The following is an 18,222-nucleotide window of genomic DNA, read 5'->3' as shown; positions in this document are numbered from 1 at the left end:
CGAAATGCAGCATTCGAAGATGAAGGCAGCCGCTGTCATCGCCATCTCGGCACTCGCGCTCGCCGGTTGCTCGGCGTCCGGCGGAGACAGCTCCGGCACCGGCGGCGAAGCCGCCGCGTGCACCCCGGCGGACGGCGACGTCACGCTCGAGTTCACCTCCTGGATCCCCGGCATCGAAGACGTCGTCGAGATCTGGAACGAGGCTAACCCCGAGATCCAGGTCGACGTGCAGACCGGCCCGAACGGCAACGGCGGCACGTACCAGAACTTCTTCAACCAGATCAAGGCCGGCGATGCGCCCGACCTCGGTCAGATCGAGTACGACGCGCTGCCGAACTTCCTCGTGCAGGACGGCCTCGAAGACCTCAGCGGCTGTGAAGACGTCGTCGCCGCGGAGGACCAGTTCGTCGACTGGGCCTGGGGACAGGTCACCCTCGGCACCGAGGGCGTCTACGGCGTTCCGCAGGACACCGGCCCCATGGCGCTGTTCTACCGCGCCGACCTGTTCGAGCAGAACGGCATCGCGATCCCCACCACGTGGGACGAGTACCGCGAGGCGGCCGTGAAGATCCGTGACCTCGGCGGATACATCACCAACTTCTCGCAGTCGGACATCAACCAGTTCGCCGGCTTCGCCTGGCAGGACGGCGCTCAGTGGTTCTCGAGCGACGACGAGGGCTGGACGGTGTCGCTGGCCGACGACGCGACCACCACGGTCGCCGACTTCTGGCAGAGCATGCTCGACGACGACCTCGTCGCCACGGTTCCCGCCTGGACCGACGAGTGGAACAACGCCTACAACTCCGGTCAGGTCTGGACCTGGAACTCCGCCGTCTGGGGCGCCAACTCGATCTCCAGCGGAGCCCCCGACACCGCCGGCTCCTGGGCTGTCGCACCGCTGCCGCAGTGGGAGGCCGGCGGCACCGCGGCCGGCAACTGGGGCGGGTCGTCGACCGCTGTCCTCAAGGGCAGCGAGCACGTCTACGAGGCGACGAAGTTCGCGCTGTGGCTCAACACGTCGGATGAGGCGCTGACCGCGCTCGCCGAGGCCGCCAACCTCTACCCGGCCACGACAGCCGGTCTCGAGCTGCCGGTCTACGCCGAGGGCGTCGAGTTCTACGGCGGACAGAAGATCTACGACGTCTTCGCCGACGCCGCCACCCAGGTCTCGCCCGACTTCGCGTGGGGCCCGACCATGACCCAGACCTACTCGGACGTGTCCGACGGCTTCAAGGCCGCGGTCTCGGGCAACGGCACTCTGCTCGACGCGATCGAGAAGGGCCAGACGGCGACCATCGACGCGCTCAAGGCCGCATCGATCCCCGTCACGGAGTAACACCTCTCGGAGGCCCGCCCGTATGCTCACGGGCGGGCCTCCCCCTTTTCGTCTGGAGCGGCAATGAGCGAACTCGTCCACCTGACCTCGGCCGGCGTCAGCGTCGTCATCGACACGACGAGTGCGCGACTGCTGCACTGGGGCGCGGCGCTCGACATCGCCGATCTCGACGCACTCGCGGTGTCGTCGACCGGAGCTGTGACGTTCAGCTCGTTCGACGCCGCGCGCACCTTCCCGCTGCTGGCCGTCGAAGCCGACGGATGGTCCGGCGCCCCGGCGCTCGCCTGGCACCGCGGCGGGCTGCACAGCGCTCCGCTGCTGCGCTCGACCGGGTGGAAGGCGACGGAGTCATCGCTGCGCGGGGAGTTCGCGGATCCCGCGGCCGGCGCATCCGTCGTCCTCGATCTCGAGCTGGATGCCGTCGGCGTGCTCACCGCCCAGGTGTCGGTGACGAGCACGGCGGATGCTGCCGAGCCGCTCGACCTGCTCGCCGCGCGCATCCTGCTGCCGATCCCCGCGCATGCGACAGAGGTGCTCGATCACACCGGACGCTGGACGGGCGAGCGGCGACCACAGCGAGGCGACTTGCGCCACGGAGCGCACCTGCGTCAGGTGCGCCGCGGTCGCGGTGGCCACGACGCCCCGTACCTGACCGCGATCGGCACCGACGGGTTCGGCTTCCGCCGAGGGGAACTGTGGACCGCGCACGTCGCGTGGAGCGGGGACCTCGAAGTCGGCGTCGAGAGGCTCCCCGAGGGCGCCGGCGTTCACGGGGCGGTGCTCGGCGGGGGAGAACTGCTGCTGCCCGGCGAGATCCGGCTCGGCGCGGGGGAGACCTACGTCTCGCCGCAGGTGTTCCTCGCCTACGGCGAGAGCGGGCTCGACTCCGTGTCGGCCCGCCTGCATCAGAACGTCCGCGCGTTCTCCGCACACCCCACGACGCCGCGCCCTCTCGTGCTCAACACCTGGGAGGCCGTGTACTTCGACCACGACCCCGCGAAGATCATCGAGCTGGCCGAGGCTGCTGCATCCGTCGGCGTCGAGCGGTTCGTGCTCGACGACGGATGGTTCCGCGGACGGCCCGACGACCGATCAGGACTCGGCGACTGGTTCATCGACGACGCCAAGTGGCCGGAGGGGCTGCGGCCGCTCGCTGATCAGGTGCACGGTCTCGGGATGCAGTTCGGTCTCTGGTTCGAGCCCGAGATGGTGAACCCGGTCTCCGACCTCGCCGCGCAGCATCCGGACTGGGTGCTGCAGGCCGCGCCCGACGCGCCCACCTGGCGGCATCAGAAGGTGCTCGACCTGGCGAACCCGGATGCCGCGGCCCACCTGCTGGAGCGCATCGACGCCCTGGTCTCCGAGATCGGCATCGACTTCATCAAGTGGGACCACAACCGCGACCTGCACGCCGCGGTGTCGCCGCACACCGGCCGCGCGTCCGTGCATGCTCAGACGGCCGCCTTCTACGCCCTGCTCGACGCGCTGCGCGAGCGGCATCCCTCTCTCGAGATCGAGTCGTGCGCGAGCGGCGGAGCCCGCGTCGACCTCGGGGTGCTCCAGCGCACCCAGCGCGTCTGGGGCTCGGACTCGAACGATCCGATCGAACGGCAGCAGATCCAGCGCTGGACAGGCACTCTCGTGCCCCCGGAGGTCGTGGGGTCTCACGTCGGTCCGCCGGTCGCCGAGACGACGCATCGCGCGGCATCCTTGCCGTTCCGCATGGCCACCGCGCTGTTCGGGCACGCCGGCATCGAGTGGGACATCACGCGGTGCACGGATGACGAGCGGGAGGCGCTGACCCGCTGGACGGCGCTCTATCGCGAGCTGCGGCCGCTGCTGCACTCCGGGGTCACCGTGCGCAGCGACGAGGTCGACGACGAGACGCTGCTGCACGGCGTCGTCGCGGTCGACGGCTCGCGCGGTGTGTTCGCGTGGGTGCGGCAGGGTGCGTCGGTCGACGCGTTCACGCCGCGCACCCGCATCCCCGGACTGCAGCCCGGCGGGCGCTACCGGCTGCGGGTGCGGGACGAGCTGGGAACCGCGACGCGGCATCAGGTCTCGGACCCCGCCTGGCTGGATGCCGGGATCGAGGCGACCGGCGCGTTCTTCGAGACGGTCGGGGTGCCCCTGCCCCTGCTCGCGCCGGGGGCGGCGCTGCTGCTCGAGGTCGTTCGGGTCTGACTCGGGGTCGTGCTAAACTGACTCTTTGTCTGCGCACACTCCTGTGCGTAGTTCGCGTGCTTCCCCTTCTTCGGCCGAGAGATCGGCGATGCGGGGTGGCGCGCAGACAAGGGATCTTGGGTGAGACCGTCCGGTCTCACGGTATAGAAGGAGTCACATCATGGCAGCAGTGTGCCAGGTGACAGGAGCTGTTCCCGGCTTCGGTCACAACGTCTCGCACTCGCACCGCCGGACGAAGCGTCGCTTCGACCCGAACGTGCAGAAGAAGACCTATTTCGTCGCTTCGCTCGGTCGTAAGATCACGCTCAACGTGTCCGCCAAGGGCATCAAGGTGATCGACGTCCGCGGCATCGAGAACGTGGTCAAGGACCTCCAGGCGAAGGGTGTGAAGCTCTAATGGCCAAGAAGGCTCAGGACGTACGTCCGATCATCAAGCTGCGCTCCACGGCAGGTACGGGCTACACGTACGTGACCAAGAAGAACCGCCGCAACACCCCCGACCGCCTCGTGCTCAAGAAGTACGACCCGGTCATCCGTCAGCACGTCGAATTCCGAGAGGAGCGTTGATCAATGGCTAAGAAGAGCAAGATCGCTCGCAACGAGCAGCGCAAGGTCATCGTCGAGCGTTACGCAGAGCGTCGCGCCGAGCTGAAGAAGACCCTGGTCGACCCGAACGCCACCGACGAGGCCCGCGAGGCCGCACGCGTCGGCCTGCAGAAGCTGCCGCGCAACGCGTCGCCGGCTCGCGTGCGTTCGCGCGACGTCATCGACGGCCGCCCCCGCGGTGTCCTCACGAAGTTCGGCGTCTCGCGCGTCCGCTTCCGTGACATGGCACACCGTGGCGAGCTGCCCGGTGTCACCAAGTCCAGCTGGTAAGTCTCAGCAGACAAGCCGAAAGGGGCGAGGATCTTCGGATCCTCGCCCCTTTCGCTATGCCCGGGCCTGCGGCGCTCGCTGCGAAGGGGATCTCTCGCTGAGAAGGGGATGCTGCGCCATTCGCTCCTTCGTTGCATGAGATCTCCTTCGCAGCAGTCGCTCTGCACCGAGGGGCCGAGTTCACGGTTCTCTACAGGGGCCGGGTGCGCGGCCTCCTCGGAAGCCGACCACGGGGGAGTATCGCCTGATGGATGCGGTCACCGAGCTCGAACGTCAGGGTGGGGTCGCGCGCGTCGAGCGACTTCGGTCACTCGGGGTGAGCGCTCACACACTGCGCCGTGCGAAGGAGCTCGGTGCGGTGAGATCGATCCGTCGAGGATGGATTGCGCTGCCCGACGCCGACCCAATCGTCGTGGGCGCCGCGACTCGCGGGGTCGTCATCACCTGCGTCACCGCAGCCGAGCGCATGGGGTTGTGGGTGCCGAACGCATCGTCTGTCCACGTGGCTGCCCGCCCGAATGCCGCCCGCGTGCGGGTGCCGTCGCAGGTCGTCGTCCACTGGTCGCGCCCGGCGGTTCAGCGCGACCCCGACTCCACCGTCGACGGGCTCGTCAACACCCTCGCCGTGGTGGCGCGCTGCCAGCCGAGAGAGACCGCCCTGGTGATCTGGGAGTCGGCTCTGAACAAGGGGCTCGTCGACGAGCGTGTGCTGTCGCGATTCGAGCTGCCGCCCGCCGCCCGGGAGCTGCTCGAATCCGCCAGGCCGTTCTCGGACTCGGGTCTCGAGACGATCTTCGTGTCGAGGCTGCGGTGGTTGGGTCTTGCGATGGTGCAGCAGGCGTGGCTGCACGGACACCGTGTCGACCTCCTGATCGGCGAGCGCCTGGTGATTCAGATCGACGGAGCGACACACGTCGGAGCGCAGCGGACGACGGACATCGAGCATGACGCACGGCTCATGCTCCGTGGCTATCACGTGCTGCGGTTCGGATACGAGCAGATCATGGCTCGCTGGCCAGAAGTGCAGGCGATCATCATGGATGCTGTCGCTCAGGGCAGGCATCTCGGCTGATGTCCTCGCTTGCAGAGAAGGAGATCTCACCCAGCGAAGGACCGAATGCCTCATCCAGTCCTTCGCTGCGCGAGATCTCCTTCGCGCACCGAGGCGCTCTCCGTATCGCGGATGCGCTCCGAGGCGCCGCAGCGCCCCGCATCAGGCGACGGATGCTGTCGCGTGCTCCACCGCCCAGGTGAGCGCGTAGTCGGCGATCTCCTCCCAGCCGTCCTGGCTGACGAGACGGTGGGTGCGGCCCGCATACTCCTTGTACTCGACGATGGCGGTGCTGCCGGACGAGTGGTACTTCTTCACGATCGCGCGTCCGATGGCCGGGGGCACGACGTGGTCGATCTCGCCGGTGATGACGAGCAGCGGGGCGCGGTCGGCGCGTGCGTAGTCGACGTGGGTGACTCCGCCCTTCTCGTTGAGCACCGAGGTCACGCCCTCGAAGAAGACCTTGTTGTAGGAGTTCACGGCGTACTCCTCCCAGAGGGCGTCGGATGCTGCGCGGGGGAGGTCGTTGCCGAACGTGAAGTGGAAGTGGCGCTTCGACAGCGGTTTGGCTCCGTTGATGCCGAAGGGGTTGGAGAGGATCGGCGTTCCGGTCCACAGGGTCGAGAGGGGCAGTGCGGTGACGCCGGCGGTCTGTCCCGGGGCCACGCCCACGTAGGCGGCGCCGAGGCCGCGGTCGGCGAGCATCTGGGTGAGCACGCCGCCGAACGAGTGGCCCATGATGATCGGCTTGACCGGAAGCGCACGGATGATGCGCTCGTAGTTGTCGGCGATCTGCTTCAGGCCGATCCCCTTGAGGGCCGACGGGTCGCGGCGGATGTCCTCGACGGAGCGGTCATCGATCCCGGGCCATCCCGGGATGATCACCTCGTGGCCCTGCGCGCGGAACCGCTCGGCCCACGTGTCCCAGCTCTTCGGCGTCATCCAGAGTCCGTGGATCAGGACGATCGGGGTCTTGTCGGTGCTGTTCATCGTTTCTTCTCCTGTGTCTGCCCCGCCCGGTGCGAGTGCGTTACGCTGATAGTAGATCGAACGTTCTATCTAGCACAACCTATTCCCGAAAACCCGAATCGGATGACACGATGAGAGGGATCATCATGAAGACCACGACTTCCAGCTCCGCTCCGACGACGGCTCCGAAGCGGCCCAGCGCAGCCCGCACCCGGCTGATCGACACCGCCACCAGGCTCTTCTACGAAGAGGGGATCCATGCGGTCGGCGTCGACCGCATCATCGATGAGGCCGCGGTCACCAGGGCGACGCTCTACAACCAGTTCGGCGGCAAGGAGAACCTCGTCCTCGCGTACCTGCGCAACGAAGACGAGATGCTCCGCGCGATGTTCGCCGACGCGGGCAAGGCGGTGACGGATCCTGCGCAGCTGGTCGACGCCGTGATCGACGGCATCGCCGCCGACATCCGCCTCCGACACACGCGTGGCTGCCCGTTCATCAACGCGGCAGCGGAGTATCCGGATGCCGACGGTGCCGTCCGTCTGCTGATCGACGAGCACCGGGAGTGGTTCCGCTCGACGCTCCAGGCCGTCGCCGAGCAGGCCGGCCTCGAGAGCCCCGTCGATGTCGCGGCGTCCCTCGTGCTGCTGCGCGACGCCGCGCTCGTCGGCGGGTACCTCGACGGAGACGAGCGGGTCACGCCGGCGTTCGAGCGCACCGCACGCTCGGTGGTCGCCGCCCACCGCCCGCTCTGACGCGGCGACGGCGACGGCGACGGGGCGGCGGGTCGATGGCGGCAAGCTGGCGGCTGACTGGCGGCTCGGTGGCGTGGCGGCGGATCGGGGCCGCTGGAGAGCATGGAGAACATGAACACGACACGAATCACGGAACTGCGCCAGGCGCAGGGGTGGACTCAGGAACGACTGGCGACCGAGAGCGGCGTGGGACTCAGAACCGTGCAGCGCCTGGAAGCCGGACAGGATGCGAGCCTGGAGACGCTGTCTCTGGTCGCGGATGCGCTGCAGGTCCCGGTGCGGGACCTCTTCGCCACGATCGACGATGAGGCACTCAGCAGCCGGGTCGATTCGCTGCAGCAGCGCACGGATGACCAGCAGGCCGCGCGTGATCGCATCGCCCACGCCTGGACCTGGCTCTATGTCGGCATCGGCATCGTGTGCACGCTGCTGAGCTTCACGTTCTCGTATGGACTCGTGCTGTTCCTGTCCTACTGGGTGGGCGGGTATGTGATCCTCACTGCGCTGCGTCGGATCGTCCTCGAGCCCCGGCTGGACGCCCGGTATCCGTTGTCGAAGGAGACCCGCACCCGTCGTGCGAAGCGCCGCGCCGCGATGGCCTCCGCCGCGGCCGACGACGCATCCCCGACCGCCACGACGATGGCCGAACCGACCTGAGACGCGTCGTCGCCCGAGCTGATCTTCGCGCGCCGAGCGAAGGAGATCTCTCTCACGCAAGGGTCCGAACGGTGATTCCGCCCCTTCGCGGCAAGAGATCGCCTTCCCACGATGAGGCCGACGGGCGCGCTGAAATCGATGCCCCACGAGTCACATTCGTCACTTCTGCCCCACGACACGCCGCCGAAAAGCCCAAAACCCGCGAAATGACGCGGAAATGTGGGTGGTGGTTGGTACATTCAAGGCGGTCACTCGACCAACGGAGGGCAGCAGCCCTCTGAACCACAACGATGCGACGGGAACCTCGTCGCTGGAGGATGACATGGCTGACAAGTCCATCACCAAGACCGAGCTCGTCGCGAGCATCGCTTCTGCCACCGGCCAGAGCCAGGCCACCGTCTCGGGTGTCCTCGACGCGCTGTTCTCCTCGGTCTCCGACGCTGTTGCCAAGGGCAGCAAGGTCTCGATCCCGGGCTGGATCTCGTTCGAGCAGGTCGCGACCGCAGCTCGCACGGGCCGCAACCCGCAGACCGGCGCCGAGATCAAGATCCCGGCCGGCCACCGCGTCAAGGTGACCGCTGGTTCCAAGCTCAAGGCTGCCGTCAAGTAAGACCGCACCTCTTCGAAGGCCGCTCCCGATCCGTCGGGGGCGGCCTTCGTGCGTCCTCCCCGGATCCGCGGCTTAGGCTGGAGGGGTGAGTGCCCGCGCCGTGCAGACCCCGACCCGCTCCGCGTATCGCGCGGCCGGAATCGGCATCCTGCTCGCGACCGGACTGATCGGCGTGATCTTCGCCCTCGTGATCGGCGGAGGCGCGGCTCCGCTGCTTCTGCAGGATCCGGGTCCCTTCGTGCGCTGGGCCACCCCCATCGTCAAGCTCGTGATGAACATCGCGGCCGCGGCGATGCTGGGCTCGCTCGTGCTGGCGCTGTTCGCCCTGCGCAGCGAGGAGAAGTCATTCGACACGGCGCTCAACACGGCCTCGGCCGGCGCTGCCGTCCTCACGGTCACCGCCGGCATCAGCGGATTCTTCACCTTCATGGCGGCCTTCAACCCGCAGCTGAGCGCCGAGCGCGAGTTCGGTGAGCAGCTCGGACGATTCCTGCTGCAGCTGCCGCTCGGTCAGTCCTGGCTGATCACCACGATCATGGGCTCGGTGATCACCGTGCTCGCGTTCGCGTGGCGCACGTGGACGCCGACGCTCATCACGGCGATCCTCGCCGCGGCATCCTTCCTTCCGCTGGCGACGCAGGGTCACTCCGGGGAGCTCGCCGGTCACAACATCGCGGTGAACTCGATCCTGCTGCACACGATCGGCGCGGCGGTGTGGCTCGGCGGCCTGCTGCTCGTCGTGATCCTGCGCGACCGCTCGGGCGTGGGCACGGCGCAGCTGGTGAGCCGCTATTCGAGTCTCGCGATCGCCGCGTTCGCCGTCGTCGCGATCTCGGGTCTCGCCCGCTCCGTCGTCTCGTTCGGGGACATCTCGCAGCTCTGGACGCCGTACGGCACCATCCTGCTCGCGAAGGTCGTGCTCCTCGTCGGTATGGGAATGCTGGGCGCCTGGTATCGCACCCGCCTGATCCCTCGGCTCGAGGACGACGGAGCCGCGCGCTGGTTCTGGATGCTGGTGCTGTGCGAGGTCGCTCTGATGGGTCTGGCCTCGGGAGCTGCCGCCGCGCTCGCGCGCACGCCCCCGCCCACCGGCGAGGAGGCGGCGTTCGTGCAGACCCCCGCCGAGAACCTCACCCGCTCCCCGCTGCCGCCGGAGTTCACGATCGACCGCTGGTTCACGGCGTGGGACATCGACGTGCTCTGGCTGGTGGCCGCCGGGTTCGGCCTCTTCCTCTACCTCGCCGGCGTGCGCCGACTGCGGCTCCGCGGCGACCGCTGGCCGATCCACCGCACCGTGTTCTGGGTGCTGGGAATGCTGATGCTGCTCTGGGTCACGGGCGGCCCGATCAACGCGTATCAGGAGTATCTCTTCAGCGTGCACATGCTGGGGCACATGATGCTGTCGATGGCGATCCCGCTGCTGCTGGTCTCGGGGGCGCCGGTCACGCTGGCCCTTCGAGCGATCCACAAGCGCGACGACGGCACCCGCGGTGGTCGCGAATGGATCATGTGGGCCGTGCACTCGCCGTTCTCGAAGGTCGTCACCCACCCGTTCGTGGCGGCGGGCATCTTCATCCTGTCGCTGTGGGCGTTCTACTTCACCGACCTGGTGCGCTGGTCGATGTTCGAGCACCTCGGCCACGAGTGGATGGTCGCGCATTTCCTCATCTCCGGCTACCTGTTCGTGCTGAGCCTGGTCGGCGCCGACCCGGTGCCCTACCGTCTGCCCTACCCGGGACGCCTCATCACCCTGATCGCCATCATGGCCATGCACGCCTTCTTCGGCGTCGCGATCATGATGCAGGAGGGGCTGATGGTCGCCGACTGGTTCGGGTCGATGGGGCGCACCTGGGGCCCGACGCCCATCGAGGATCAGTACATCGGCGGCGGCATCGCGTGGTCTATCGGAGAGATCCCGACTCTGATCCTCGCGATCACCGTGGCGATCCAGTGGAGCCGCAGCGACACCAAGCTGCAGAAGCGCCGCGACCGTCATGCAGACCGCACGGGCGAGGCGGAGCTCGAGGAGTACAACCAGAAGCTCGCGGCTCTCGCCGAGCGCGACCTGCGTCAGGCGGAGCGCGACGCGCGGTGACCGTGCTCCCGGCGGGCGTCAGCCCGTGGACTCCTCGTCGGGGGATCCGACCCGGATCGACACCTTGCCGTCGGGGAGGATCGTGATCGATCCGTTCACCTGGAACGGGACGTCTTCCGACCGCTCCTGAACCGAGCCGTCGAAGAGCGAGCGGATCTCGACGTCGACGTGCGCGACGGCATCCGTCGGAGGGATCTTCCAGTGTCCGCCGTCGGGCACGACGCTCACCTGCGGTTGTGCGGCGATCGACCACTTCGGCAGCGAGGCGAGGCGGTTGGAGACCTCGAGGCCGAACGGGCAGGCGGTCGGCTGCAGCACCTCCTGCGTCGTGCAGGCGGTGAGGAACTCCTCGACCCGCTGCTGCACCACCGCGACGAAGTCCGAGGTGGGCTCGGTCTGCACGTCGACGGGCGTGGTGGCGAGCGGGGTGTCGGCGAGGACGCCGATGCCCTCGGACTCCGCGATCGCAGTGTCGACGGTGACCGAGTACAGCCCCGGCGTGAAGACCAGCAGGGGAAGGGGATCGAGGGGTGCGGCCTCCGCCCCGGCGGGTGAGACCTGGCGGCGATCCATCTCGAAGCCGTTGACGGCGAACTGATCGGCACCGCGCACCGTGAGCTCGACCACGGCCAGCGGGCTCGTCGTGAAGCGCCAGTTGGGGGTGACCCCCGCCCAGCCGTCCTGCTCGACGGTGAAGGTGGTGGTGCCGGCGTGCCCGCTCGCCTCGTACGACACGGTCACCTCGGTCTTGCCGGACTCGTCGGCCTGTTCCGACTGCACCTCGACGTCGGTGAGCGGCGCGAGTGCCGAGTGACGCAGCAGCGCCTCCGACGCGGTGGCTCCGATGCCGGCGATCTCGAGGGTCTCCCGATCGATCGCGACGCCGGGCACGCGCAGAGCGTCAGCCGCTCGTCCTTCCGAGAGCAGCTCGAGGTAGCGCACGACGAACGCCGACGGCCCGTAGAACTGCTGGTACAGGGTGGCTCCACCTGCACCGAGAGCGGCGACGAGCACGAGGCCGATGACCGCGAGGAGCGCGAGATCGGCAGCGAGGCGCGAGCGCCGGGGCGCCTTCGTCTCGACCTGCTGCATGGCGTCAGTCTAGAAGCGTGGCCTGGGACGACGCCGTGCGTGAGTCGGTGTGCGTCGGCCGCGATCGCTGTGTTCCTCGGATGCCGGGCGGCGCCGCCACGTAGCATGGGGAGGCACGGTCTCGCCGTGCATTCCCGCCTCCGTCCGTGTGAGAGAACCGTGTCGCTTCCCGCCCTGTCCGAAGAGCAGCAAGAGCTGTTCCGGTTGATCGAGGACACCAGCGAGCACGTCTTCATCACCGGTCGAGCGGGCACCGGCAAGTCGACGCTGCTGCAGTACTTCTCGTGGAACACGAAGAAGCAGATCGCCATCTGCGCGCCGACCGGCGTCGCCGCGCTCAACGTCGAGGGTCAGACGATCCACTCCCTGTTCCGGCTGCCGATCGGACTGATCGGCGACTCGGACATCGATCAGAACGACAACACGCGACGGATCCTCAATGCGATCGAGACGCTCGTGATCGACGAGATCTCGATGGTCAACGCCGACCTGATGGATGCGATCGACCGTTCGCTCCGTCAGGCGCGGGGCAAGCGGGGCATCCCGTTCGGCGGAGTGCAGATCGTGATGTTCGGCGATCCGTATCAGCTGGCTCCCGTGCCGCCGCGCGGCGACGAGCTGCGCTACGTCAAGGACCACTACCGTTCGTTCTGGTTCTTCGATGCCAAGGTCTGGGCGGGTCCGGCCGGCGGTGAGGGTGACGATGACGACGGGGGACTGTTCGCCGTCGACACCCGGGCCGAGCTGCACGTGCGCGAGCTCGTGCAGATCCACCGGCAGTCGGATGACGGTTTCAAGGCGATGCTGAACGCGGTGCGGTACGGGCGGGTCACCGCGGAGATCGCGGGAGTGCTGAACACGCAGGGCGCGCGCACACCACCGGACCCGGAGCCGGGAGAGGTGCCGATGATCACCCTCGCCACCCGCAACGACATCGTGAACACCATCAACAGCCGCCACCTCGCAGCGCTGCCCGGCAAGGAGCAGACCGCGCGTGCCGAGGTCAGCGGCGAGTTCGGGAAGGGCGAGGCGTCGCTGCCGGCCGAGTCGGAGCTCAAGCTCAAGATCGGCGCGCAGGTGATGTTCCTCCGCAACGACACCTCGATGTCGGGCGAGCCGCCGCGGTGGGTGAACGGCACGATCGGCACGGTCGTGCGGATCCTCGGAGAGACCGTGCGCGTCGAGATCGACGGCGAAGAGGTCGATGTCGAGCCCGCGGTCTGGGAGCGGTTCCGATACTCCTACGAGCCGAGCACCAAGAAGCTGAGCCGTGACGTCGTGGCTGAGTTCACCCAGTTCCCGCTGCGCCTCGCGTGGGCGGTCACGATCCACAAGTCGCAGGGCAAGACCTACGACCGCGCGATCATCGACCTCGGCTCAGGCGCCTTCGCTCCAGGGCAGACCTATGTGGCGCTGTCTCGGCTCACGTCCCTCGACGGGCTCTACCTGTCGAGGGCGCTGCGCCCGAGCGACATCCGCGTCGACGAGGATGTGCGCCGCTTCATGCGTGACGCGTGGCTCGCGGCATCCACTCCCGAGGTCGGGAAGGGCTGAGCCCGTTCGTGGTCAGGCGGCGACGCGTGCGCGGTCGAGGTCTTCGAAGAGCTCGGTGTTGAACCGGTAGGCGAGCAGGACCTCGTCGATCACGCGCTCGCGCTCGGCGTCGTCCCAGGGGGCGGAGTCGAGCTGCTCGCGGTAGACGTCCTTGAACGCCGACGGGTCGGCGATGTCGTCGAACAGATAGAAGCCGATGCCGTTGGTCTCGAAGCCGAAGCGGCGTGCCATGACGCGTCCGATGAAGATGCCGCCCGACAGATCGCCGAGGTAGCGCGTGTAGTGATGCGCGACGAAGCCACCGGCCCAGGTCGCCCCGACCTGGCGGATGCGCTCGACGTAGCGCTGCGTGGTCGGCAGCGCGACGATCACATCGCGCCAGTGCGCCCCGAGGAGGAACTCGAGGTCGGCCTCGAGCGCGGGCAGGCGGGTCAGCTTGTCGCTGAGGAAGACGGATGCCACGGGGTCCTGGCGCATGCGCTCGCCCGCGCCCTCGAGGGCTTCGTAGATGAAGTAGTGCTGCGCGACGAGCGCGATGTAGTCCTCGCGCGATCCTTCGCCCTTGAGCAGGTCGGACATGAAGCCGGCACCCTCGCTGCGCGAGTGCGAACCGGAGGAGCGCTCACGGAGGGCTGCGGAGAAGGAGAGGATCTCGGACATGTGCCCAGTGTAAGGGTCGCCTAACCTGAAAGGAAACCCCTCGGTGAGCCGAGCGTCATGCGTGCGGACGCGGCTCGACCCCGAGCTTCTCGCAGGCGAGATCATAGAGCGCGACGACCTCGCGGCGCACGGCGGGGCGCTCCGTGATCGGACCGGAGGGCCAGGGGATGCGAAGCTCTGAGGCCTCGCCGGAGCGGGTGACCTTCCAGACTCCGCCGTCGCCGTCGAGGTCCGTCATCACGGCGTCGGTGATCTCGTCCGACTGAGACCCTCCGGCCGGCGCGAAGGCGCGCGTGATGAGCAGATTGTCATCGGTGTGGTCGCCGTTCATGTGGCGGAGGATCGCGGAGACGACGTCGGCATCGAACGTGTGGGGCATGGTGATCACCCTAAACGGCGTTCGGTGATGCCTTTCTTTCAGGATGGGCGTTCTAGACTCGGGAGACACGTCTTCCGGGGGTCCCCTTTCATGCAGCTTCTCTCGTCGCGCACGTTCCGCGCAGCAGTGGCCGGCGCAGCCGCGCTCGGGCTCTTCCTCACCGGCTGTACGGCCGAACCGGAGTTCAGCTACCAGCCTCCGTCCCAGGTCGACGGTCCTCTGCCCGACGACACGGTCGCCGCCATGGAGGCGGCCGTCACCAACGCGCTCGCCGCATCGGGTGCCTCGGGCGCCGTCGTGGGGGTGTGGGCTCCGTGGAGCGGCAGCTGGGTCGCCGGCCTCGGCACCCAGACCCCCGGCGGCGACGAAGAGATCAGCACCGACATGTCCTTCCGGATCGCGGACATGACGCGTCTCATGACGTGCGACGTGCTCTACGGTCTGGCCGATGACGGCGTGGTCGATCTCGACGACCCCGTGCCCGACCACGTCTCGGGCGTCGCTGACATGAAGGACATCACGCTGCTCGACCTGTGCAACAGCACGAGCGGCGTCGGCTCGTCCGAGGCGACCGCGCAGGCCGCATGGCTCACCACCCCCGAGCGCGTGTGGGCACCCCTCGAGCTCGCGGCGTACGGCCTCGGCGCCCCGCGCACCACTCCGAAGACGACCTACACGAACTCGGATGCCGGCTACCTGCTGCTCGGACTCGCACTCGAGCGGGCGTCCGGCCGCACGGCGTCCGAGCTGATCGCCGAGTACGTGACCCAGCCGCTCGGTCTCTCGGCGACGTCGCTGCCTTCGCCGGCCCCGGCGCCGCCCTCTGACGGACCGGTCATGAACGGGCACTACCTGACACCCGTCGAAGGCGGGTACGACTGTGCGGCCCCGGTCGACATCACCACGCTCTCGTCGAGCACCGGCTACACCGACTCCGGCGTCGTGTCGACGATCGAGGATCTCGGTCGGTACGCCCAGGCCGAAGCCGCGCAGAAGCTGCGCACGAAGGACGAGCCGAACCGCTTCGGAGCTCCCCTGCCGCAGGGCCCCCAGGCTCCCTCCTGGCTCCAGGCCACGGGCGGGGCTCTGCTCGTCGGCTCGATGGTCGGACAGGCGGGCTGGACTCCCGGGTATCAGACGTCGGCGTTCTCCGACCCCGAGACGGGCTTCACGGTCGCAGTGTCGCTGAACAACTCGACGACCGGCGCGACGACCGCGATGTACCTGGCGTGGGAGCTCGCGGCGATCGCCTCCAAGGTGCCTGCGGCCGCGGGTGAGACCGCTCCCGAGTTCGGGCTTCCGTTCACGGCCGAGCAGTATCACCAGGCCATCACGGACTCGGCGGTCGCCTGCGTCGCACCGCCGGCCGCCTAGGGCCCGGCGCACGACCGCCGCGGCATACCGACGAAGGGAACGCCGATGGCGATCATCGACAACGCGATCTACGTCGACGGGGTCCGCACCGAGAATCCGCGGAGCCTCAGTGAGACGTTCGAGGTGCTGCGCGAACGCGGCGGCATGAGCTGGATAGGTCTGTACCGGCCGAGCGAAGCCGAGATCCGCGAGGTCGCCGACGAGTTCGGCATCCACGCTCTCGTCGTCGAGGATGCGCTCTCGGGTCACCAGCGGTCGAAGCTCGAGCGGTACGGAGACGTGCTGTTCATGGTGCTGCGATCCGCCCGGTACCTGGATGCCGCGGAGGAGGTCGAGTTCGGCGAGATCCATGTGCTCGTGGGGCCCGACTTCGTGGTGACGATCCGCCACGCGGAGTCTCCCGACCTGGCGAGGGTGCGACGCCGACTCGAAGACGACCCCGGTCTGCTGAAGCTCGGTCCGGAGGCGGTGCTCTATGCGATCCTCGACGAGGTCGTCGACGAGTACGCACCCGTGCTGTCGGGACTCGAGAACGACATAGACGAGATCGAGAGCCAGCTCTTCGAGGACGAGGTCGACGCGACGCAGCGCATCTACGAACTCGGTCGTGAGGTGATCGACTTCCAGCGCGCGGTGCAGCCTCTCGCGGGCATGCTCGACTCGCTGCTGCGAGGTTCGACGAAGTACGAGGTCGACGAGGAACTGCAGCGGTACCTGCGCGACGTGCTCGACCACACCCTGCGCGTGTCGGAGCGCGCGAACACCTTCCGCACGGTGCTCGACAACGCGCTGACCGTCGAGTCCACGATCGTGGCGCGGCGGCAGAACGAGGAGATGCGGCGGATGACCGAGTTGAGCATCCGCCAGAACGACGAGGTCAAGAAGATCTCGGGCTGGGCGGCGATCCTGTTCGCCCCGACGCTCGTCGGCACGGTGTACGGCATGAACTTCGACCACATGCCCGAGCTGCATTGGACGCTCGGATACCCCATGGCGGTCGCTCTGATGCTGGCGATGGGCGTCGGGCTCTACTGGGCGTTCAAGCGCAAGGGCTGGCTGTAGGCCCCTGACCGCGGGCACGCCGAACGTCGACGTGGTCGATTGTTCCGCATTCGCCACCGAAGTGCAACTAGTTACAAAAAGTGCTTGGAAACCGCTATCCGGTCGGCTAGCGTCGAGATGGCCGACGAGAGTCCGGCACAGAATCAAGGGAGATCACATGCACAACGCAACGACGCGCGCCGCACGCAGCCGCCTCCTGCTGGTGACCGCCGGTGTCGCGGCCTCCGCTCTCGCGCTCACCGGGTGCGGCGGGGGCTCAGGCGACTCGACGGCATCTGCAGACAAGACCACGATCCGATTCCTCTACGCCACGGGAGACGAGACCTGGAACGCTGTCGTCGACCAGGTCGTCACGGCCTTCAACGAGCAGAGCGACACGACGGAGGTCAAGCTCGACCCGCTCCCCGCCGGCTCGGACTACGCCACGGCGCTCAAGACCGTCGATGCGACAGGCAACTGGCCGGCCGTCGTCGACATGCGCGACACGCTCACCTATGTCAATGCGGGCAAGCTCGCGGGCATCCCCGATGAGGTCACGGCCTTGCTCGAGCCCGATGCATACGCTCCCGCAGCGGACGGCGAGGTCTACACCGTGCCGTACAGCGCGCTCAACGGCGAACTCGGCATGAACATCGTCTACAACAAGGCTTACTTCGAAGAGCACGACCTCGAGGTCCCCGAGACCTATGACGACTTCATCGACCTGCTCGATGAGATCAAGTCGAACGGCGACGTCCCGCTGGCGACGGCCGCCGCTGAGGTGTGGCCGTCGGATCAGCTCTGGAAGCCCCTGGCCGCGCCGACGTTCGCAGAGTTCAGCGACGACGGCGGCTTCTGGAACGTGGCCGCCGAGGGCGGCGCCTCGGTGGCCGACCTGAAGGCTCCGCTCGAGGAGCTGAAGATGATCATGGACAACTACGTGCTCGAGGGGTGGCAGTCCACCGCCGACGCCCAGACCACGACCCTCCTCGTCAACGAGCAGGCCGTCATGGCCACGTCCTCGGCCGGCCTCGGACGCCTGATGGACATCAACAAGGTCGATCCGGAGTTCGATGCGGGGCTGTTCATCATCCCCGACGAGGACGGCAAGATCAACGTGCTCAAGAACAGCGTCGTCGGTGACACCGCCGGCGGACTGGCGATCTCGTCGCAGGCGGCGGAGAACGAGGACGAGTACGCCTCGGCGGTCGAGTTCCTCACCTACTTCTACTCGGTGGATGCGGCGAATCTGATGGAGGCGAGCGGCTGGATCTCGCCGAACATCCTGAAGTCCGACGAGGTCGAGCGCAACGACACGATCCCCGGTGCGGAGGACTTCTTCGCACTGCTCGAGAACCCGGACCTCGTCTGGTACGAGAACGCACCGACGCTCAGCACCTTCAGCTCGGTCAACACGTTCTTCCGGCAGTCGCGCATCGAGATGCAGGACGGCCAGACCACGATCGACGAGACGATCGCGAAGGTCCAGGCCGAACTCGAGGCGCAGGTCGCCGCAGCCGGTTGATCCGGCCCGAGGGCGCGGGCCCGACCGCGCCCTCGGCACCCGGCAGACGGCGATCGATCAAGGA

Annotated in this window: 18 protein-coding genes; 14 read left to right on the top strand and 4 right to left on the bottom strand. The window is 67.9% G+C overall.

Annotation, left to right across the window (positions count from 1 at the left end):
- The first annotated feature begins 4 nt into the window (after positions 1-4).
- The 6 genes from QRN21_RS06900 (at position 5) to QRN21_RS06875 (ending at position 5,468) form a co-directional block, all read left to right on the top strand.
- Entirely contained in the window at positions 5-1,336 is a 1,332-nt protein-coding gene (locus QRN21_RS06900; protein WP_056275394.1) for an ABC transporter substrate-binding protein, read from the top strand.
- 63 nt (positions 1,337-1,399) lie between these two features.
- Entirely contained in the window at positions 1,400-3,520 is a 2,121-nt protein-coding gene (locus tag QRN21_RS06895) for an alpha-galactosidase (RefSeq protein WP_285363498.1), read from the top strand.
- Positions 3,521-3,680: 160 nt separating this feature from the next.
- Positions 3,681-3,917 (top strand): 50S ribosomal protein L28, encoded by a 237-nt coding sequence (gene rpmB, locus QRN21_RS06890; RefSeq protein ID WP_042540533.1) that lies wholly within the window; start codon positions 3,681-3,683, stop codon positions 3,915-3,917.
- Positions 3,917-4,087 carry a 50S ribosomal protein L33 gene (gene rpmG / locus QRN21_RS06885; protein ID WP_017203558.1) on the top strand — a complete coding sequence of 57 codons (171 nt, stop codon included), beginning with the start codon at positions 3,917-3,919 and terminating at the stop codon, positions 4,085-4,087. The genes rpmB and rpmG overlap by 1 nt, the downstream gene beginning before the upstream one ends.
- Positions 4,088-4,090: 3 nt before the next feature.
- Complete coding sequence (gene rpsN / locus QRN21_RS06880; RefSeq protein WP_042540535.1) at positions 4,091-4,396, top strand: 30S ribosomal protein S14; 306 nt, start codon at positions 4,091-4,093, stop codon at positions 4,394-4,396.
- Between the two features lie 247 nt (positions 4,397-4,643).
- A complete protein-coding gene (locus tag QRN21_RS06875; RefSeq protein WP_285363497.1) occupies positions 4,644-5,468 on the top strand; it encodes an endonuclease domain-containing protein in 825 nt (274 codons plus the stop codon).
- 141 nt (positions 5,469-5,609) lie between these two features.
- Here the strand turns inward: QRN21_RS06875 and QRN21_RS06870 are convergent, their stop codons facing one another.
- The gene (locus QRN21_RS06870; RefSeq protein ID WP_072592093.1) at positions 5,610-6,437 is read right to left on the bottom strand and encodes an alpha/beta hydrolase; all 828 of its coding nucleotides are present in this window, start codon (positions 6,435-6,437) and stop codon (positions 5,610-5,612) included.
- Between the two features lie 125 nt (positions 6,438-6,562).
- Here QRN21_RS06870 and QRN21_RS06865 point away from each other — a divergent pair, with 125 nt between their 5' ends.
- The 4 genes from QRN21_RS06865 to QRN21_RS06850 all read left to right on the top strand — a co-directional run bounded on the left by QRN21_RS06865 (position 6,563) and on the right by QRN21_RS06850 (position 10,533).
- Entirely contained in the window at positions 6,563-7,171 is a 609-nt protein-coding gene (locus QRN21_RS06865; protein WP_285363496.1) for a TetR/AcrR family transcriptional regulator, read from the top strand.
- A 111-nt stretch (positions 7,172-7,282) separates the two neighbouring features.
- Positions 7,283-7,828: a helix-turn-helix domain-containing protein gene (locus tag QRN21_RS06860; protein WP_285363495.1), complete on the top strand. Its 546-nt coding sequence runs from the start codon at positions 7,283-7,285 to the stop codon at positions 7,826-7,828.
- 322 nt (positions 7,829-8,150) lie between these two features.
- Entirely contained in the window at positions 8,151-8,438 is a 288-nt protein-coding gene (locus QRN21_RS06855) for an HU family DNA-binding protein (RefSeq protein ID WP_042541574.1), read from the top strand.
- A gap of 85 nt (positions 8,439-8,523) precedes the next feature.
- Positions 8,524-10,533, top strand: a complete 2,010-nt coding sequence (locus QRN21_RS06850; RefSeq protein WP_285363494.1) for a bifunctional copper resistance protein CopD/cytochrome c oxidase assembly protein — start codon at positions 8,524-8,526, stop codon at positions 10,531-10,533.
- A gap of 18 nt (positions 10,534-10,551) precedes the next feature.
- Here the strand turns inward: QRN21_RS06850 and QRN21_RS06845 are convergent, their stop codons facing one another.
- Positions 10,552-11,625 carry a hypothetical protein gene (locus QRN21_RS06845; RefSeq protein ID WP_285363493.1) on the bottom strand — a complete coding sequence of 358 codons (1,074 nt, stop codon included), beginning with the start codon at positions 11,623-11,625 and terminating at the stop codon, positions 10,552-10,554.
- Positions 11,626-11,784: 159 nt separating this feature from the next.
- Between QRN21_RS06845 and QRN21_RS06840 the strand changes: the two genes are divergently transcribed.
- Positions 11,785-13,179 (top strand): ATP-dependent DNA helicase, encoded by a 1,395-nt coding sequence (locus QRN21_RS06840; RefSeq protein ID WP_053098120.1) that lies wholly within the window; start codon positions 11,785-11,787, stop codon positions 13,177-13,179.
- Between the two features lie 12 nt (positions 13,180-13,191).
- On the opposite strand, the gene QRN21_RS06835 is transcribed toward QRN21_RS06840, so the two are convergent.
- Together QRN21_RS06835 and QRN21_RS06830 are read right to left on the bottom strand one after the other, a co-directional pair.
- On the bottom strand, positions 13,192-13,839 hold the full coding sequence (locus QRN21_RS06835; RefSeq protein ID WP_053098119.1) for a biliverdin-producing heme oxygenase: 648 nt from the start codon (positions 13,837-13,839) through the stop codon (positions 13,192-13,194).
- A 55-nt stretch (positions 13,840-13,894) separates the two neighbouring features.
- The gene (locus tag QRN21_RS06830) at positions 13,895-14,218 is read right to left on the bottom strand and encodes a DUF2470 domain-containing protein (RefSeq protein WP_056277548.1); all 324 of its coding nucleotides are present in this window, start codon (positions 14,216-14,218) and stop codon (positions 13,895-13,897) included.
- 90 nt (positions 14,219-14,308) lie between these two features.
- Here QRN21_RS06830 and QRN21_RS06825 point away from each other — a divergent pair, with 90 nt between their 5' ends.
- The 3 genes from QRN21_RS06825 (at position 14,309) to QRN21_RS06815 (ending at position 18,158) form a co-directional block, all read left to right on the top strand.
- A complete protein-coding gene (locus QRN21_RS06825; RefSeq protein ID WP_285363492.1) occupies positions 14,309-15,592 on the top strand; it encodes a serine hydrolase domain-containing protein in 1,284 nt (427 codons plus the stop codon).
- A 45-nt stretch (positions 15,593-15,637) separates the two neighbouring features.
- A complete protein-coding gene (locus QRN21_RS06820; protein WP_285363491.1) occupies positions 15,638-16,654 on the top strand; it encodes a magnesium and cobalt transport protein CorA in 1,017 nt (338 codons plus the stop codon).
- A 157-nt stretch (positions 16,655-16,811) separates the two neighbouring features.
- Positions 16,812-18,158, top strand: a complete 1,347-nt coding sequence (locus QRN21_RS06815) for an ABC transporter substrate-binding protein (RefSeq protein ID WP_053098116.1) — start codon at positions 16,812-16,814, stop codon at positions 18,156-18,158.
- Positions 18,159-18,222 lie beyond the last annotated feature (64 nt).

The sequence above is a fragment of the Microbacterium sp. LMC-P-041 genome, assembly GCF_030209555.1.
Classification (GTDB): domain Bacteria; phylum Actinomycetota; class Actinomycetes; order Actinomycetales; family Microbacteriaceae; genus Microbacterium.
This window is presented reverse-complemented; position numbering and strand designations above follow the sequence as displayed.

What these genes read in the sequence shown, in the direction of transcription:
- QRN21_RS06900 (WP_056275394.1), top strand. Translation starts at nt 5, where the DNA reads ATGCAGCATTCGAAGATGAAGGCAGCCGCTGTCATCGCCATCTCGGCA.
- QRN21_RS06895 (WP_285363498.1), top strand. Translation starts at nt 1,400, where the DNA reads ATGAGCGAACTCGTCCACCTGACCTCGGCCGGCGTCAGCGTCGTCATC.
- rpmB (WP_042540533.1), top strand. Translation starts at nt 3,681, where the DNA reads ATGGCAGCAGTGTGCCAGGTGACAGGAGCTGTTCCCGGCTTCGGTCAC.
- rpmG (WP_017203558.1), top strand. Translation starts at nt 3,917, where the DNA reads ATGGCCAAGAAGGCTCAGGACGTACGTCCGATCATCAAGCTGCGCTCC.
- rpsN (WP_042540535.1), top strand. Translation starts at nt 4,091, where the DNA reads ATGGCTAAGAAGAGCAAGATCGCTCGCAACGAGCAGCGCAAGGTCATC.
- QRN21_RS06875 (WP_285363497.1), top strand. Translation starts at nt 4,644, where the DNA reads ATGGATGCGGTCACCGAGCTCGAACGTCAGGGTGGGGTCGCGCGCGTC.
- QRN21_RS06870 (WP_072592093.1), bottom strand. Translation starts at nt 6,437, where the DNA reads ATGAACAGCACCGACAAGACCCCGATCGTCCTGATCCACGGACTCTGG.
- QRN21_RS06865 (WP_285363496.1), top strand. Translation starts at nt 6,563, where the DNA reads ATGAAGACCACGACTTCCAGCTCCGCTCCGACGACGGCTCCGAAGCGG.
- QRN21_RS06860 (WP_285363495.1), top strand. Translation starts at nt 7,283, where the DNA reads ATGAACACGACACGAATCACGGAACTGCGCCAGGCGCAGGGGTGGACT.
- QRN21_RS06855 (WP_042541574.1), top strand. Translation starts at nt 8,151, where the DNA reads ATGGCTGACAAGTCCATCACCAAGACCGAGCTCGTCGCGAGCATCGCT.
- QRN21_RS06845 (WP_285363493.1), bottom strand. Translation starts at nt 11,625, where the DNA reads ATGCAGCAGGTCGAGACGAAGGCGCCCCGGCGCTCGCGCCTCGCTGCC.
- QRN21_RS06835 (WP_053098119.1), bottom strand. Translation starts at nt 13,839, where the DNA reads ATGTCCGAGATCCTCTCCTTCTCCGCAGCCCTCCGTGAGCGCTCCTCC.
- QRN21_RS06830 (WP_056277548.1), bottom strand. Translation starts at nt 14,218, where the DNA reads ATGCCCCACACGTTCGATGCCGACGTCGTCTCCGCGATCCTCCGCCAC.
- QRN21_RS06825 (WP_285363492.1), top strand. Translation starts at nt 14,309, where the DNA reads ATGCAGCTTCTCTCGTCGCGCACGTTCCGCGCAGCAGTGGCCGGCGCA.
- QRN21_RS06820 (WP_285363491.1), top strand. Translation starts at nt 15,638, where the DNA reads ATGGCGATCATCGACAACGCGATCTACGTCGACGGGGTCCGCACCGAG.
- QRN21_RS06815 (WP_053098116.1), top strand. Translation starts at nt 16,812, where the DNA reads ATGCACAACGCAACGACGCGCGCCGCACGCAGCCGCCTCCTGCTGGTG.